The organism is Amycolatopsis sp. SB7-3 (assembly GCF_041021335.1).
Taxonomy (GTDB): domain Bacteria; phylum Actinomycetota; class Actinomycetes; order Mycobacteriales; family Pseudonocardiaceae; genus Amycolatopsis; species Amycolatopsis japonica.
Map to the genome: position 1 here is coordinate 3223936 of NZ_JBFPJQ010000001.1, position 15207 is coordinate 3239142.

At 67.4% G+C, this 15207-nt stretch carries 13 protein-coding genes; 8 read left to right on the forward strand and 5 right to left on the reverse strand.

What is annotated here, in order from left to right:
- Positions 1-5: 5 nt before the first annotated feature.
- From AB8M46_RS15965 to sdhC, 5 genes are all read right to left on the reverse strand, one after another.
- Positions 6-998, reverse strand: a complete 993-nt coding sequence (locus AB8M46_RS15965) for a hypothetical protein (RefSeq protein WP_394360590.1) — start codon at positions 996-998, stop codon at positions 6-8.
- A 145-nt stretch (positions 999-1143) separates the two neighbouring features.
- The gene (locus tag AB8M46_RS15970) at positions 1144-1914 is read right to left on the reverse strand and encodes a succinate dehydrogenase iron-sulfur subunit (protein WP_016331256.1); all 771 of its coding nucleotides are present in this window, start codon (positions 1912-1914) and stop codon (positions 1144-1146) included.
- Positions 1914-3668, reverse strand: coding sequence for a succinate dehydrogenase flavoprotein subunit (gene sdhA / locus AB8M46_RS15975; protein ID WP_394360591.1), 1755 nt, complete (start codon positions 3666-3668; stop codon positions 1914-1916). The genes AB8M46_RS15970 and sdhA overlap by 1 nt, the downstream gene beginning before the upstream one ends.
- 31 nt (positions 3669-3699) lie before the next feature.
- Positions 3700-4119 carry a succinate dehydrogenase hydrophobic membrane anchor subunit gene (locus tag AB8M46_RS15980; RefSeq protein ID WP_007032045.1) on the reverse strand — a complete coding sequence of 140 codons (420 nt, stop codon included), beginning with the start codon at positions 4117-4119 and terminating at the stop codon, positions 3700-3702.
- Between the two features lie 2 nt (positions 4120-4121).
- Positions 4122-4565 (reverse strand): succinate dehydrogenase, cytochrome b556 subunit, encoded by a 444-nt coding sequence (gene sdhC / locus AB8M46_RS15985; protein ID WP_073847418.1) that lies wholly within the window; start codon positions 4563-4565, stop codon positions 4122-4124.
- A gap of 632 nt (positions 4566-5197) precedes the next feature.
- Between sdhC and AB8M46_RS15990 the strand changes: the two genes are divergently transcribed.
- The 8 genes from AB8M46_RS15990 to AB8M46_RS16025 all read left to right on the forward strand — a co-directional run bounded on the left by AB8M46_RS15990 (position 5198) and on the right by AB8M46_RS16025 (position 15062).
- Positions 5198-5956 (forward strand): Tat pathway signal sequence domain protein, encoded by a 759-nt coding sequence (locus tag AB8M46_RS15990; RefSeq protein ID WP_394360592.1) that lies wholly within the window; start codon positions 5198-5200, stop codon positions 5954-5956.
- Positions 5957-5989: 33 nt separating this feature from the next.
- On the forward strand, positions 5990-7960 hold the full coding sequence (locus tag AB8M46_RS15995) for an NPCBM/NEW2 domain-containing protein (protein ID WP_394360897.1): 1971 nt from the start codon (positions 5990-5992) through the stop codon (positions 7958-7960).
- A 267-nt stretch (positions 7961-8227) separates the two neighbouring features.
- On the forward strand, positions 8228-9367 hold the full coding sequence (locus tag AB8M46_RS16000; protein WP_037332429.1) for a BMP family protein: 1140 nt from the start codon (positions 8228-8230) through the stop codon (positions 9365-9367).
- Positions 9368-9448: 81 nt separating this feature from the next.
- Positions 9449-11029 (forward strand): ABC transporter ATP-binding protein, encoded by a 1581-nt coding sequence (locus AB8M46_RS16005; RefSeq protein WP_037332427.1) that lies wholly within the window; start codon positions 9449-9451, stop codon positions 11027-11029.
- Positions 11026-12123, forward strand: a complete 1098-nt coding sequence (locus tag AB8M46_RS16010; protein ID WP_037332426.1) for an ABC transporter permease — start codon at positions 11026-11028, stop codon at positions 12121-12123. The genes AB8M46_RS16005 and AB8M46_RS16010 overlap by 4 nt, the downstream gene beginning before the upstream one ends.
- A complete protein-coding gene (locus AB8M46_RS16015; protein WP_037332425.1) occupies positions 12120-13394 on the forward strand; it encodes an ABC transporter permease in 1275 nt (424 codons plus the stop codon). Before AB8M46_RS16010 ends, AB8M46_RS16015 begins: the two co-directional genes overlap by 4 nt.
- Before the next feature lies 1 nt (position 13395).
- Entirely contained in the window at positions 13396-13785 is a 390-nt protein-coding gene (locus tag AB8M46_RS16020) for a cytidine deaminase (RefSeq protein WP_394360593.1), read from the forward strand.
- A complete protein-coding gene (locus tag AB8M46_RS16025; protein WP_394360594.1) occupies positions 13782-15062 on the forward strand; it encodes a thymidine phosphorylase in 1281 nt (426 codons plus the stop codon). The genes AB8M46_RS16020 and AB8M46_RS16025 overlap by 4 nt, the downstream gene beginning before the upstream one ends.
- Positions 15063-15207: the final 145 nt, after the last annotated feature.

The following is a 15207-nucleotide window of genomic DNA, read 5'->3' on the forward strand; positions in this document are numbered from 1 at the left end:
GGCCTTCACGCGGCGTCGGCGGTATCGATGTCCACAACCCTGACAGGAGGACGTGGGCGAGCGGAGGCGGCTTCGTGCGCGGTGATCAGTTCATTGACCACTCCGGTGGGATCGTCTCGGATCCTGGAGGGAAGCGTCTGCACGACAAGGATGCCCGAGGCCGTGTAGCGGGTGTTCCGCTTCAACGTTCGCGAGTAGTCGGCTCGTCGGAAGTGGAAGTCGAACGAGTCGATTTCCCAAGCGAGGCCGATGTCGTCCCACCAGGCGTCCGGGCGCCCCAGGTACTTGCCACGCTGATCCAAGACCTTGCAGTTCCAATGGCTCGGTGGCGAGGGCAAGCGGAGGCTGAGCGTGCGTGCACGGGATTCAGCCATCGAACGGATGTCGATCCAGTTCGAAAGCAGCCGGCGGGGGATGGCCGTTCCTCGCTGGGTGCCGCGATTGAGTTCCTGGAGGAGGGCTTGCGGTGCGCAGCGACCACTTTGGATCGCTTCGATCAGCACTTCTTCCACCGGGCCTGATGCACGAAGCCGCCGTACCGCATCCGTGGTCGCGCGTACCAGGGGCGCCGCGGGTACGTCACCCATCATCCTGGGCTCCGGAAATCTGGTCGTCCGTTCCATGGTGACGAAACCGGTACTGCGGACCTTCCGTTCATGTGGGATGAGCATGTGCAGATCGTCGCCTTTGGGAAGCGCCGCAGGACGTAGTCCATGCAGACGGCAGGCGGCGACGCCGGTGAGCATGCTTTCGGCCCCGCTGTAGAGCAGTGCCGCGTTGACCAGTTCTTCGGGTTTCGGCTCTGTGTTGTGCAAGAGCACGATCCCCGGGAGGGGCCGTTGCCACGGGCCGCCCGGCAGACAGCGCGCGTAGATCGTGCTGCTGCTCATGTCCTCCGACTCGAGGTCGGCGACCCGGATGACGCCATTTCTGCTTCTAGCCAGCAGCAGTTCGGGATGCTGAGCCCATCTCCCCCTGTTGACCATGTCGATCAGCATGGGCGCGGTTGCCAGTCCTGCGCCAGCCCCTTTGCCTGGCCCTGTGGATAACTAGCCCGCTGTGGATAACTCCTTGATGCGCGTGAAGGCCTCCTTCCCTCGGCTCAGCCGAGGGAAGGAGGCCTTCACGCGCAAAGCAGAAGCGTCAGACGCGCTTGAAGAGCAAAGCGCGCTTAACCTCCTGAATCGCCTTCGTCACCTGGATACCGCGCGGGCAGGCGTCGGTGCAGTTGAACGTCGTCCGGCAGCGCCAGACGCCCTCGGAGTCGTTCAGGATGTCGAGACGCTCTTCGGCGCCTTCGTCACGCGAGTCGAAGATGAACCGGTGCGCGTTGACGATCGCGGCCGGGCCGAAGTACGAGCCGTCGTTCCAGTACACCGGGCACGAGGACGTGCAGCAGGCGCACAGGATGCACTTGGTCGTGTCGTCGAACCGGTCGCGGTCGGCCTGCGACTGGATCCGCTCGCGCGTGGGCTCGTTCCCGTAGGCGATCAGGTACGGCTTCACGGCCTTGTACGCCTCGAAGAACGGGTCCATGTCGACGTAAAGGTCCTTGAGCGTCGTCAGGCCCTTGATCGGCGCGATGGTGATCGTCGTCTTCTTGCCGTTGGTCTCGAGCAGATCCTTCATCAGGACCTTGCACGCCAGCCGGTTGATGCCGTTGATCTGCATCGCGTCGGAACCACAGACGCCGTGCGCGCACGAGCGCCGGAACGAGAACGTCCCGTCGATGTAGTCCTTCACGTAGAAGAGCAGGTTCAGCAGCCGGTCGGTGCGCTGCGCCGGGACGTCGTAGGACTCCCAGTGCGGCTCGTTGTCGATCTCGGGGTTGAACCGGAGGATCTTCAGCGTGACGGTGATCGGCGTGTGGTCGGAGGACACGGCCTCCGACTTCTCGGGGGTGGCCGTGGTCATCAGTACTTCCGCTCCATCGGTTCGTAGCGGGTGAAGGTCACCGGCTTGTAGTCCAGGCGGACGTCGGCGGTGAGACCTTCGCCCTCCTTGTAGGCCATGGTGTGCCGCATGAAGTTCGTGTCGTCGCGGTTCGGGTAGTCCTCGCGCGCGTGCCCGCCGCGGGATTCCTTGCGCGCCAGGGCGCCGACGACCAGGACCTCGGCGAGTTCGAGCAGGAAGCCCAGCTCGACGGCCTCGAGGACGTCGGTGTTGTACCGCTTCCCCTTGTCCGACACGGTGATCCGGGTGTACCGCTCCTTCAGCGCCTGCACGTCGGTCAGTGCCTGCTTCAGCGTGTCCTCGGTGCGGTACACCGAAGCGTGCGAGTCCATCGTGCGCTGCAGCTCGGTGCGGATGTCGGCGACGCGCTCGTCACCGTGTTCCGAGAGCAGCAGCGCGAGCTGGTCCTCTACGACCTTGGTCGGGTTCTCCGGCAGCTCGATGTGCTCGTGCGCCAGCGCGTACTCGGCGGCCGCGATGCCGGCGCGACGGCCGAACACGTTGATGTCGAGCAGCGAGTTCGTGCCGAGCCGGTTTGAGCCGTGCACGGACACGCACGCCACCTCGCCCGCGGCGTACAGGCCGGGGATGACGTTTTCGTTGTCCCGCAACGCTTCGCCGTGGACGTTGGTCGGGATGCCGCCCATCACGTAGTGGCAGGTCGGGAACACCGGCACCGGCTCCGTCACCGGGTCGACGCCCAGGTACGTCCGCGAGAACTCCATGATGTCCGGGAGTTTCGCGTTCAGCGTCTCTTCCGGGATGTGCGTGACGTCGAGGACGACGTAGTCCTTGTTCGGCCCGCAACCGCGGCCCTGCAGCACTTCCTGCACCATCGACCGGGCGACGATGTCGCGCGGCGCGAGGTCCTTGATGGTGGGGGCGTAGCGCTCCATGAACCGCTCGCCGTCGGCGTTGCGGAGGATGCCGCCTTCGCCGCGCACGGCCTCGGAGATGAGGATGCCGAGCCCGGCCAGACCTGTCGGGTGGAACTGGAAGAACTCCATGTCCTCCAGCGGCAGGCCCTTGCGGAAGATGATGCCGAGGCCGTCACCGGTGAGGGTGTGCGCGTTCGACGTCGTCTTGAAGATCTTGCCCGCGCCACCGGTGGCGAACACGATCGACTTCGCCTGGAAGACGTGCAGCTCGCCGGTCGCCAGCTCGTAGGCGACGACGCCGGAAGCGGCCGGGTTGCCGTTCTCGTCCGGGGTCAGCACCAGGTCGAGCACGTAGAACTCGTTGAAGAACTCGGTGCCGTGCTTGACGCAGTTCTGATACAGCGTCTGCAGGATCATGTGCCCGGTGCGGTCCGCGGCGTAGCAGGCGCGGCGTACCGCGGCCTTGCCGTGGTCACGGGTGTGCCCGCCGAAGCGGCGCTGGTCGATCTTGCCTTCGGGCGTCCGGTTGAACGGCAGGCCCATCTTCTCGAGGTCGAGGACCGCGTCGATGGCTTCCTTCGCCATGATCTCGGCCGCGTCCTGGTCGACCAGGTAGTCGCCGCCCTTGATCGTGTCGAAGGTGTGCCACTCCCAGTTGTCCTCTTCGACGTTCGCGAGCGCGGCGCACATGCCGCCCTGCGCGGCGCCGGTGTGCGAACGCGTCGGGTAGAGCTTGGTGAGGACCGCGGTGCGGGCACGCTGGCCGGATTCGATGGCCGCGCGCATGCCGGCGCCACCGGCGCCGACGATCACCACGTCGTACTTGTGGAACTGCATGAGGACTCCGCTTTGAACGTGTGGTGGGGCGTCAGTTGGCCGAGATGCCGGGATCGAAGGTGAAGATCACCATCGTGCCGACGGCGAGGATCAGCACCATCGAGACGTAGAGCACGATCTTCAGCCAGAACCGGGTGCTGTCCTTGCGGGCGTAGTCGTCGATGATCGTCCGCAGGCCGTTGCCGCCGTGGATCTCGGCGAGCCACAGCATCGACAGGTCCCAGAACTGCCAGAACGGCGAGGCCCAGCGGCCGGCGACGAAACCCCAGTTGATGCGGTGCACGCCGCCGTCGAGGATGTTCATGATGAACAGGTGGCCGAGCACCAGCACGATCAGGGCGAGGCCCGAGATGCGCATGAACAGCCAGCTGTAGAGCTCGAAGTTGCTGCGGCGGGCGGCGGGGCGCTTCGGCGAGCGCGGCTTGTCGAGGGTGAGGACTTCGGATGCCATGGTCAGTTACCCCCGAAGAGCGTCTCGACGGTGCGCTTCATCATGAAGAACGCGCCCGGAATCATCACCACGACCCAGATGGCCAGGATGGTCCAGAGCATCGGCTTCTGGAACTTCGGTCCCTTCTCCCAGAAGTCGACCAGCATGACCCGGATGCCGTTGAGCGCGTGGAACAGCACCGCGCCGACCAGGCCGACCTCGAGGAGGTTGACCAGCGGGGTCTTGTAGGTCTCGATGACCTCGTTGTACGTGTCGGGCGACACGCGCACGAGCGCGGTGTCGAGCACGTGCACGAAGAGGAAGAAGAATGTCAGCACGCCGGTGATGCGGTGCAGCACCCAGGACCACATACCGGGGTCTCCCCGGTAGAACGTCCCTTGCCGGCGTGAGGCACCCGCCCGATCGCTCGCGGCCGCCTCAGTGGCGGTGCTAGCCGTGGTGGACATCGGTGAACGGCCTCCAACGTCATGGCTTGGGCCCGCTGACCGCTGGTTTCCGCGCCTGCCGCCGGGACGTCCACCTGGGGACGGCTCCGGCGACGGTGCCGAGATCATGGTCATCGAGCGTGGATGAAAAGGATGCTAGACCCGCACCTCACGGTGGGCTCACCTCCGGGTTCGTGTGTGTGATGGACCAGACATCACGCCCCGTCGCGGGCGACGGCGGCGGATCCGCCCCGATTCGCCGCTTACGCGCCAATTTGGGCCGCTGAAGGCCGCGAACATCCGATCTCTTTCAGTGGGACATCGCCTCGGGGTAAGCGTGGATCGGCCGAAGGGGTTGCTTCAGCCGGGGCGGATTGACGTATCGTATTTCATATCTTACGTTCGGCCGGGTAGACATCTGATCACTAGGCCGAGTTCACGATGGGGTGACCATGGGCCAGCCTCAGGGTCATCCGCCCGCTTCCCGGGATGAGCGGGCCGTCGCGCCGCGCGGGCCCCGCTCACGCCGATGAGTGAACTCACGAGTATCGCCGCAGGCCGGTGCCGCTTCCCGGATCCGCAGGTCCTATGTGGACGGCGGATACGCGATCCCTTCCGCCGTCACCCTGTCCCCCGACGAAGGGAAAACCGTCATGGAGAACATCGATCGCCGGAAGGCGCTCGTCCTGGGCGCCGGCGTGTTCGGCGCGGTCGCGCTCGGCGCCGGGACGGCGCGGGCGGCGACCTGGACCTTGCGATGGAGTCCCGATCCCGCCGAAGACGGGCTGAGGGCGTTCGAAGGACTGGAGGACGATCGCGCGGGTTCGCATCCCGGGGTCAAGCACATCTATCCAGAGGGCGATCACTGGCGGTTCGACATGCACACCCGCGATGTCGACACATCGACAGATCGGCAGCGCAACGAGTCGAAGGGGATGCGCGACGGCGACACCACCTACAAGATCCTCCAGAACCAGACCTGGAGGATCTCCTACCAGGCCTACTGGCCCACCGAGCTGACCGCCACGACGTCGTTCACGCATCTGTTCCAGATGAAGGTGCCCGACGTCGGCGCTCCACAGTGGACGCTCACGCCGCGCCAGAAGGGCGGGAAGGGGGTGCTGACGATCGCCGGTGACTCGGGCGCGGAGGCCGACCTCGCCGACTACGCGCCCCTGCAGAACAAGTGGATCGACGTGTCGTGGGAGTTCAAGGCCTCGCACACCGGGTACCTGCGCTGCGTGCTCAAAGACGGCGCCCGCACCGTCGCCGACGTCCGGAAACCGGCGGATCTGTGGCGGGACAAGAACTATCTGCGGCCGAAATGGGGTATCTACCGCAGCCTCAACTCGTCCGGCCTGAAGAACTGTCACCAGAACATCCGTGGTCTCAAGTCCTACCAGCTGGTCTGAGGGGGCGGCGTGCGGAAGACCGGAGCGACGCTGATGGCGGCGGTCGCGCTGGCCGTGCTGGTGACGGCTCCCACCGCGGAGGCCTTGCCGGACGGACTGGCGCCGACCCCGCCCATGGGGTTCAACAACTGGAACACGACCGGCTGCGACGTCGACGAGAAGCTGATCCGCGACACCGCGGACATCTTCGTCTCGAAGGGACTCAAGGCCGCCGGCTACGAGTATGTCAACGTCGACGACTGCTGGGCGGAGCCGCTGCGCGACGCCGACGGAAAGCTGGAAGCGCACAGGACACGATTCCCGAGCGGTATCAAGGCACTCGCCGACTACGTGCATTCGAAGGGGCTCAAGTTCGGCATCTACACCAGCGCCGGCACGGTGACCTGCGCGAAGACGATGCCGGGCGGGCTCGACCACGAAGAGGTCGACGCGCGGACCTTCGCCGACTGGGGTGTCGACTACCTCAAGTACGACAACTGCAACAACCAGGGCCGCCCCGCGCTGGAGCGGTACACGAAGATGCGGGACGCGCTGAAGAGGACCGGTCGACCGATCGTGTTCTCGATCTGCGAGTGGGGCGAGAACAAGCCGTGGCAGTGGGGTGCGGACGTCGGCCATCTGTGGCGGACCACCGGCGACATCAAGGACAACTGGTCGCGGATGCTCCAGCTGATGAAGCAGAACGCGCCGCTGGACGCCTACGCCGGACCGGGCCGGTGGAACGACCCGGACATGCTCGAAGTCGGCAACGGCGGCATGACCACGGCCGAGTACCAGACGCATTTCGCGCTGTGGGCCATGATGGCCGCGCCGCTGCTGATCGGCGCCGACCTGCGGAAGGTGTCGGCCGAGCATTTCGACATCCTCCGCAACGACGAGATCATCGCGGTCGACCAGGACCGCAAGGGTGTCCAGGCGAAGGTGCTGTCCACCGTGGACGGGAAATGGGTCTTCGCGAAACCACTGGCGAACGGCGACGTCGCGGTGGCCCTGTTCAACGAGAACTCGGCGAACGCGACGATCTCGACCAGCGCGCGGGAGATCGGCCTGCCGTCCGCGGCCGGGTACACCCTGCGGGATCTGTGGCGGCACGAAAACCTGCAGACCGCCGGGCGGATCTCCGCGGTCGTCGGCCCGCACGAAACGGTGATCTACCGGGTCAAGGCGGGTGGCGACTGGTTCCGGCACCCACCGCTGGTCAGCGGTGGGCTCGAACTCCGTGCCCCGGTGCCGGGCATCCCCGCCGAAATCCTTCCTCCGGGTGAACCTGTCGAGGTCACGGTCCGCGCGACCAACGAGGCCCGCGTCCCGGTGTTCGCCCCGGAGGTCTCCTTGACGGCACCGGAGGGGTGGAAGACCGAGCGAGTGGCCCTGCCGCGGCCGGTGGTGCTGACCACGGGGGAGTCGGCGACCGGACGATGGCGGCTCACTCCGCCACCGGCGGCGGCCGGTACGAAAGCCGTGCTCACCGGCGCACTCGCGTACCGGACGACACGGTTCGAGAAGGTGACGAGAGCCACGGACTCACCGGTGACGGTGCCCGCGGCGCCGCCGTCCGGCCGGGTCTGGGCCAGCGATGTCGCCATCGCCGCCGAACGGAACGGGTACGGGCCGGTCGAGAAGGACATGTCGAACGGCGGGATCCCGGCCGGTGACGGCAAGCCGCTGACCATCAACGGCGCGAAACACGCCAAAGGCCTGGGGACGCACGCGAGCGCCGAAGTCGTGTTCTATCTCGGCGGCCGCTGTTCGGCGTTCAGCACCGACGTCGGGATCGACGACGAGAAGGAGCCGACGGCGAAACAAGGTTCGGCGGAGTTCGAGGTCTACGCGGACGGGACCAAGGCCGCCGGATCCGGTGTGAAGACCTGGGCGGATCCGGCGACCACCTTGACCGCGGACGTGACCGGGGCCCGCTACCTGCGGCTCGTGCTCACCGACGGTGGCGACGGTGTCCAGTACGACCGGGGTGATTGGGCCTCGCCGCTGCTCACCTGCGAGTAGGCCCTGAACAGGGCGTGAGCGCCTTCTCCCCCGCGCCCGAACGGGGGAGAAGGCCTGCTCGCGACTACTCCGTTGTGATCACCGTAAGTACTCCATTCGTCGCGCTTACGACTCATGAGTAAACGTTTGTGTTACGTAGCGTGCTTTTCCTATGGCGGCAAAGCGGCCGTTAGGTACCGTTCCTCGGTCGAACCCGGCAGTGTCGCCGGGTCGCTTTCTTCGGACCATCCGCTGGATCAGCGGGGAGGGAGACACACGTTGCGTCGCATGCGTGGAACCGCGCTGGCCGCCGCCGCCATGGCCGGTGCACTGGTACTGGCCGGGTGCGCGAAGGATTCGGGTGCGGGGAACAACAACAACGCGAGCACTGGGGACCAGTCCGCCAGCTGCGTGACGGCGCCGAAGCCGCCTGCCGCGGCGGCCGCCTCGACCAGCTCCAGCCAGGCCGGTGAGAAGGTCGACGGCAGCAAGCTCAAGGTCGCGCTGGCCTTCGACGTCGGCGGCCGTGGCGACGCGTCGTTCAACGACTCCGCCGCCGCCGGTACCGACAAGGCGAAGAGCGAACTCGGCGTCACCTCGGTGACCGAGAGCACCGCCGCCGCGACCGAGGACGAGGCCGCGAAGTCGCAGCGTCTCGACCAGCTCGCTTCGCAGGGCTTCAGCCCGGTCATCGCGGTCGGCTTCGCCTACGCCAAGGCCGTCGGCGCCATCGCGCCGAAGTACCCGAACACCCAGTTCGCGATCGTCGACGACGACTCCGTCAAGGCGCCGAACGTCACCCCGCTGGTGTTCGCCGAGGAGCAGGGCTCGTTCCTGGCCGGTGTCGCCGCCGCCTACAAGTCGAAGAAGTGCCACGTCGGCTTCGTCGGTGGCGTGAACACGCCGCTGATCCAGAAGTTCGAGGCCGGCTTCCTCCAGGGTGTGAAGGCCGCGTCGAGCAAGGCCAAGATCGAGGACGAGTACCTCACCCCGGCCGGTGACTTCTCCGGGTTCCAGGACCCGGCGAAGGGCAACGTGAAGGCCGCCGCCCAGATCGCCAAGGGCGCGGACGTCGTCTACCACGCCGCCGGTGCCTCCGGTAAGGGCGTTTTCGAGGCGGCCAAGTCCAACAACGCCATGGCCATCGGCGTCGACTCCGACCAGTACAACCAGAAGACGGTCGAGGCGTCGAAGGACGTCATCATCACCTCGATGCTCAAGCGCGTCGACGTGGCGGTGTTCGACTACCTGCGCGCGCTGGCGAAGGGCGACCTGACGTCGCTGCCGAAGCGGTTCGACCTCAAGGTCGACGGCATCGGCTACGCCACCTCCGGCGGCAAGGTCGACGACATCAAGGACGTCCTCGACGGCTACAAGGCGCAGATCGTCTCCGGGGCGATCACCGTCTCGGACAAGCCGCAGAAGTAAGGTTCGTCTGGCAGCGGGGCTCGGGAGGGTAACCCCTTCCGAGCCCCCACCTGTTTACCCCCAGAACTGGATGGCTTTTTCATGAGCGCTCCCCAGGCCGAGGTCACCGACGCCCCCGACCGGGGTGAACCGGCCGTGCAGCTGACCGGGATCACGAAGCGATTCCCCGGTGTCGTGGCCAACTCCGACGTCAACCTCACCGTCACCAAGGGCGAGGTGCACGCAGTCTGCGGCGAGAACGGCGCGGGCAAATCGACCCTGATGAAGATCCTCTACGGCATGCAGCAGCCGGACGAGGGCGACATCGCGATCAACGGTCGACCGGTGAAACTGCGCAACCCGCAGGACGCCATCAAGACCGGGATCGGGATGGTCCACCAGCACTTCATGCTGGCCGACAACCTCACCGTCGGGGAGAACGTCTTCCTCGGCGCGGAGAACCTGCACGGCATCGGCCGTGCGGCGAGGGCGAAGCTGGCGGAACTCGCCGGACGCGTCGGCCTGCGCGCCCGCCCGGACGCGCTGCTGGAAGAGCTCGGCGTCGCCGACCGCCAGCGCGTCGAGATCGTCAAGGTGCTCTACCGCGGCGCGCGGATCATCATCCTCGACGAGCCCACCGCGGTGCTCGTCCCGCAGGAGGTCGACGCGCTGTTCGAGACCGTCCGCGCCATGCAGAAGGACGGCTTCACCTTCATCTTCATCTCGCACAAGCTCGACGAGGTGCGCGCGATCGCCGACACGGTCACCGTGATCCGCCGCGGCACCACCGTCGGCACGGCGGATCCGAAGACGATCACCTCACGGCAGCTGGCCGAGATGATGGTCGGCACGGAGCTGCCCAGCCCGGAGACCCGCGAATCCACCGTCACCGATCGGGACGTCCTCCGCCTGGACGACGTATGCCTGAGCGTCGAGGGTTCCGAGCGGAACGTGCTCGACCACATCTCCTTCACCGTGCACGCGGGTGAGGTGCTCGGGATCGCCGGCGTCGAGGGCAACGGCCAGACCGAACTCGTCGAGACGATCATGGGCATGCGCAAGGGCGGCGGCCGGATCGAACTGACCGAGGCCGACGGCAAGGTCGTCGAACTGCACAAACTGGGGACGCTCGCCCGCCGCGAGGCGGGCATCGGCTACATCGCCGAAGACCGCACGCGGCACAGCCTCCTGCTCACGCAACCCTTGTGGGTCAACCGGATCCTCGGATACCAGACGCGCAAGCCGGTCGCGAAAGGACAGTTGCTCGACATCGACGGCGCGCGGGAGGACACCCGCCGCATCGTCGAGGAGTACGACGTCCGCACACCGGGTATCGACGTCCCCGCCGCCGCGCTTTCGGGTGGTAACCAGCAGAAGCTGATCGTCGGGCGCGAGCTCTCCGGCAACCCCGTCCTGCTGATCGCGTCGCATCCGACGCGTGGTGTCGACGTCGGCGCGCAGGCGCTGATCTGGGAACAGATCCGCCAGGCGCGTGCCGCCGGGCTGGCCGTCCTGCTGGTTTCGGCCGACCTCGACGAGCTGATCGGGCTTTCCGACACCATTCAGGTCATGCTTCGCGGACGGCTGGTCGGCGAGGCCGACCCCGCGACCGTGACCCCGCAGCAACTGGGCTCCGCGATGACGGGTGCTTCCGAAGACTCCGAAGAGGACGGTGCGGCGTGAGTTCCTGGCGTACGAGGCTGCTGCCGCCTCTGCTCGCGATCGTTTTCGCAGTCATCCTGACGGCCATCGCGCTGATCATCTCGGGGGCGGATCCGCTCCAGGCCTACGGCACGATGATCGGCCAGCTCTTCAAGGGCTCGACGGCCGTCGACACGGTGAACCTCGCGACGGTCTATTACCTGTCCGGGCTCGCGGTGGCCATCGGCTTCCAGATGAACCTCTTCAACATCGGTGTCGAGGGTCAGTACCGGTTCGCCGCCATCGTCACCGCCATCATCGGCGGGGCGTTGCAGCTGCCGCCGGTGATCCACGTGCTCGCGATCCTGATCGTCGCGGTGGCCAGCGGCATGCTCTACGCGGCGATTCCCGCCGTGCTGAAGGTGACCCGCGGGGTTTCCGAGGTCATCTCGACGATCATGCTGAACGCGATCGTCGGCGGCATCGTGGCGTTCCTGGTCAACGCGGACCAGTTCGGCGTGCAGACCGGCAACAACATCGCCACCCGCGAGATCGCCGAGACCGGCCGGATCCCCGGTATCCCGATCGGGTCCGGCGAGCTGTTCGGCTTCGTGCTCATCGCGGCGCTGATCGGCGGGGCCTACTGGTTCATGCTCAACCGGACCCGGTTCGGCTTCGAACTCAAGGCCTCCGGCGAATCGACGACGGCCGCCGCGGCGGGTGGCGTCAACGCCAAGAAGATGACGCTGATCGCGATGCTGCTTTCCGGTGGTGTCGCCGGTCTGGTCGCGATGCCGGAACTGCTCGGCCGCGACTTCAGCTACGGCATCACCTCGACCCAGATGTACGGCTTCACCGGCATCGCGGTCGCCCTGCTCGGGCGTAATCACCCGGCCGGGATCGCGCTGGGCGCCCTGCTGTGGGCGTTCCTCGACCGGTCGGCCGTTTCGCTGGAGCAGATCAACGTGTCCAAAGAGATCGCCACGATCATGCAGGGCGTGATCGTGCTGTCGGTCGTCATCGCGTACGAGATCGTGCGCCGCGCCGACCTGGCCGCCGAGCAACGCCGCGTGGGTCGCGCGCTGGCGGGCAACGGCCGCAAGGGTTCCAGCGTGTCCGAGGGAGGTGCGGTGTGACCACCGCGGACGTTCTTTCGCCCAACACGGGCGGCACCACCATGCCGGTGAAGCCGCCGAAGCGGCGTATCCCGGGCTGGCTCAAGGGCGCCATCTGGGGTCTGCTGGCGGTCGGCGTGCTCGCGATCGCGTCGTACGCCACCGGCGTCAACACGCTGACCTCGACCAACACCGCGCACACCGCGTTGCGGCTGGCGCTGCCGATCCTGCTGTGCGCGCTCGGCGGGCTCTGGGCCGAACGCGCGGGCGTGATCAACATCGGCCTCGAAGGCATGATGATCCTCGGCACCTGGGGTGCCGCGTGGGGCGCGTACCACGGCGGGGTCTGGGCGGGGCTGATCTCGGCGGTCGTGTTCGGCGCGCTCGGCGGGCTGCTGCACGCCGTCGCGACGGTGACCTTCAACGTCAACCACATCGTCTCCGGTGTGGCGATCAACCTGCTGGGTCTTGGTGTCGCGAAGTACCTGGCGAACCTGGTGTTCACCCCGCTTTCGGGTAACCCGCGCCAGTCGCCGCCGGTGCCGAAGTTCGACACGTACTCGGCGACGTTCCTCTCGGACTGGTTGTCGGATCTGGAAAAGATGCAGCGCGTCTTCATCTCCGACCTCGCCGGCATCCTCAACGGCCTGATCACCGAGGTCGCGCCGCTGACGATGATCGCGATCGCGCTGGTGCCGATCAGCTACTTCGTGCTGTGGCGCACGCGGTTCGGCCTGCGGCTGCGGTCGTGCGGTGAGAACCCGGTGGCGGCGGAATCCCTCGGCGTCAACGTCTACCTGCACAAGTACGTCGCCATGATCATCTCCGGCGGGCTGGCCGGCATGGGTGGCGCGTCGCTGGTGCTGCTCGCGGGTGGCGCGGACTACCTGGAGAACCAGACCAACAACCGCGGTTACATCGGCCTCGCGGCGATGATCTTCGGCAACTGGCGGCCGGGCGGCCTGCTCGGCGGTGCGGCGCTGTTCGGCTACGCGGACGGTCTCCAGCTCGCCGGTGGCGGCACCGCGGTGCTCGCGCTGCTGTACGGCGCGGTGATCCTGCTGGCCGTGATCGTGGCGGTGCAGTTGTTCCGCCGCCAGTGGATCGCCGCCGCGCTCGGTGTCGTCGGCGCCGCCGCGCTGTACGCGATCTACTGGACCAACGACGACCTGCCCAGCGACCTCATCCCGTACACGGCGCACTTCGTGACGCTGATCGTGCTGGCGGTGGCTTCGCAGCGGCTGCGGCCGCCGAAGGCCGACGGCGCGCTGTACCGACGAGGTGAGGACTGACATGGCGGAGTACGACTGGGAATCCTTGCGGGCGCAGGCCATCGAGGCGGCGAAGTCGGCGTACGCGCCGTACTCCGGCCTGCACGTCGGTGTCGCGGCCGTGGTGGACGACGGCCGGATCGTCGTCGGCTGCAACGTCGAGAACGCTTCGTACGGCTTGGGAATGTGCGCGGAATGCACGATGGCGGGGCAGCTGCGGCTGACCGGCGGCGGCAAACTCGTCGCCGTCGCGTGCCGCAGCGGTGAAGGCGCGCTGCTGATGCCGTGCGGGCGCTGCCGTCAGATCCTGTTCGAACACGGCGGTTCCGACTGCCTGGTGGACACCCCGAGCGGCATCCTGCCGATGTCGGCGGTGCTGCCGGACGCGTTCGGACCGGACGACCTGCCGTGAGCGCTTTCGCCGCCGTCGACGTCATCCGCGCGAAGCGGGACGGTGGACGGCTGTCCGACGAGCAGATCGACTGGACGATCGACGCGTACACGCGCGGCGACATCGCCGAGGAACAGATGGCCGCGCTCGCGATGGCCATCTTCCTGCGGGGGATGGACTCCGGCGAGATCGCGCGCTGGACCGGCGCGATGATCTCGTCGGGGGAGCGGCTGGACCTGAAGGTCAGCCGTCCGACGATCGACAAGCATTCGACCGGCGGGGTCGGCGACAAGATCACGCTCCCGCTGGCGCCGCTCGTCGCGGCGTGCGGCGCGGCCGTGCCGCAGCTGTCCGGGCGCGGGCTCGGGCACACCGGCGGGACGCTGGACAAACTGGAGTCGATTCCGGGCTGGCGTGCCTCTTTGTCGACATCGGAGATCGTCCGGCAGCTCGACGAGGTCGGCGCGGTGGTCTGCGCGGCGACGTCCGGGCTGGCTCCCGCGGACAAGAAGCTGTACGCGCTGCGCGACGTGACGTCGACGGTGGAGTCGATCCCGCTGATCGCGAGCTCGATCATGAGCAAGAAGATCGCCGAGGGCTCGGCCGGGCTGGTGCTCGACGTGAAGACGGGTTCGGGCGCGTTCATGAAGACGCTGCCGCAGGCCCGCGAACTCGCGCGGACGCTGGTGGAGATCGGGACCGCGCACGGCGTCGCGACGACGGCGCTGATCACGGACATGAACGTGCCGCTGGGGCACGCCGTCGGCAACGCGATCGAGGTCGCGGAGTCGGTCGAGGTCCTGCGTGGCGGCGGTCCTTCCGACGTCGTCGAGCTGACCGTGGCGTTGGCGCGGGAGATGCTGGCGCTGGCCGGGCTGTCCGATGTGGACCCGGCGGCGGTGTTGGCTTCCGGCCGGGCTTACGAGACGTGGTGCCGGATGATCGCCGCTCAGGGCGGGGATCCGGAGGCTGCTTTGCCGCGGCCTCGTTACGTGCACGTGGTTCCGGCGCCCGCCGATGGTGTCCTGGCGTCTCTGGACGCGTACGCGGTCGGGGTCGCCGCTTGGCGGCTCGGGGCCGGGCGGGCACGCAAGGAGGATCCGGTGCAGGCCGCGGCCGGCGTCCTGTGTCTGGCGAAGCCGGGCGACACCGTGTCGGCCGGGCAGCCGCTGCTGGAGCTGCACACCGATACGCCGGAGGCTGTTCCTTCGGCTCTCGCTGCGCTCGAAGACGCCTACGCCGTCTCCTCGGAGGCTCCGGCCTCCGCTCCGCTCGTCCTGGAAACCGTGCGCCCCTGACCTGCGTTTCGCGGGCTAAACGCGATCCGATGGTCGCCCTGCCCTGCTCGCGGCCCCTGTGTCCTGAAGGCCCCCTTTGAGACGTTGAACGTCCCAAAGGGGGCCTTCGCGCGTCCGCGCCCCGGACCCCCGCGTTTCGTCCTCT

What these genes read in the sequence shown, in the direction of transcription:
- AB8M46_RS15965 (WP_394360590.1), bottom strand. Translation starts at nt 998, where the DNA reads ATGCTGATCGACATGGTCAACAGGGGGAGATGGGCTCAGCATCCCGAA.
- AB8M46_RS16000 (WP_037332429.1), top strand. Translation starts at nt 8,228, where the DNA reads ATGCGTGGAACCGCGCTGGCCGCCGCCGCCATGGCCGGTGCACTGGTA.
- AB8M46_RS16020 (WP_394360593.1), top strand. Translation starts at nt 13,396, where the DNA reads ATGGCGGAGTACGACTGGGAATCCTTGCGGGCGCAGGCCATCGAGGCG.
- AB8M46_RS15990 (WP_394360592.1), top strand. Translation starts at nt 5,198, where the DNA reads ATGGAGAACATCGATCGCCGGAAGGCGCTCGTCCTGGGCGCCGGCGTG.
- sdhC (WP_073847418.1), bottom strand. Translation starts at nt 4,565, where the DNA reads ATGTCCACCACGGCTAGCACCGCCACTGAGGCGGCCGCGAGCGATCGG.
- AB8M46_RS15970 (WP_016331256.1), bottom strand. Translation starts at nt 1,914, where the DNA reads ATGACCACGGCCACCCCCGAGAAGTCGGAGGCCGTGTCCTCCGACCAC.
- sdhA (WP_394360591.1), bottom strand. Translation starts at nt 3,668, where the DNA reads ATGCAGTTCCACAAGTACGACGTGGTGATCGTCGGCGCCGGTGGCGCC.
- AB8M46_RS15980 (WP_007032045.1), bottom strand. Translation starts at nt 4,119, where the DNA reads ATGGCATCCGAAGTCCTCACCCTCGACAAGCCGCGCTCGCCGAAGCGC.
- AB8M46_RS16005 (WP_037332427.1), top strand. Translation starts at nt 9,449, where the DNA reads ATGAGCGCTCCCCAGGCCGAGGTCACCGACGCCCCCGACCGGGGTGAA.
- AB8M46_RS15995 (WP_394360897.1), top strand. Translation starts at nt 5,990, where the DNA reads ATGGCGGCGGTCGCGCTGGCCGTGCTGGTGACGGCTCCCACCGCGGAG.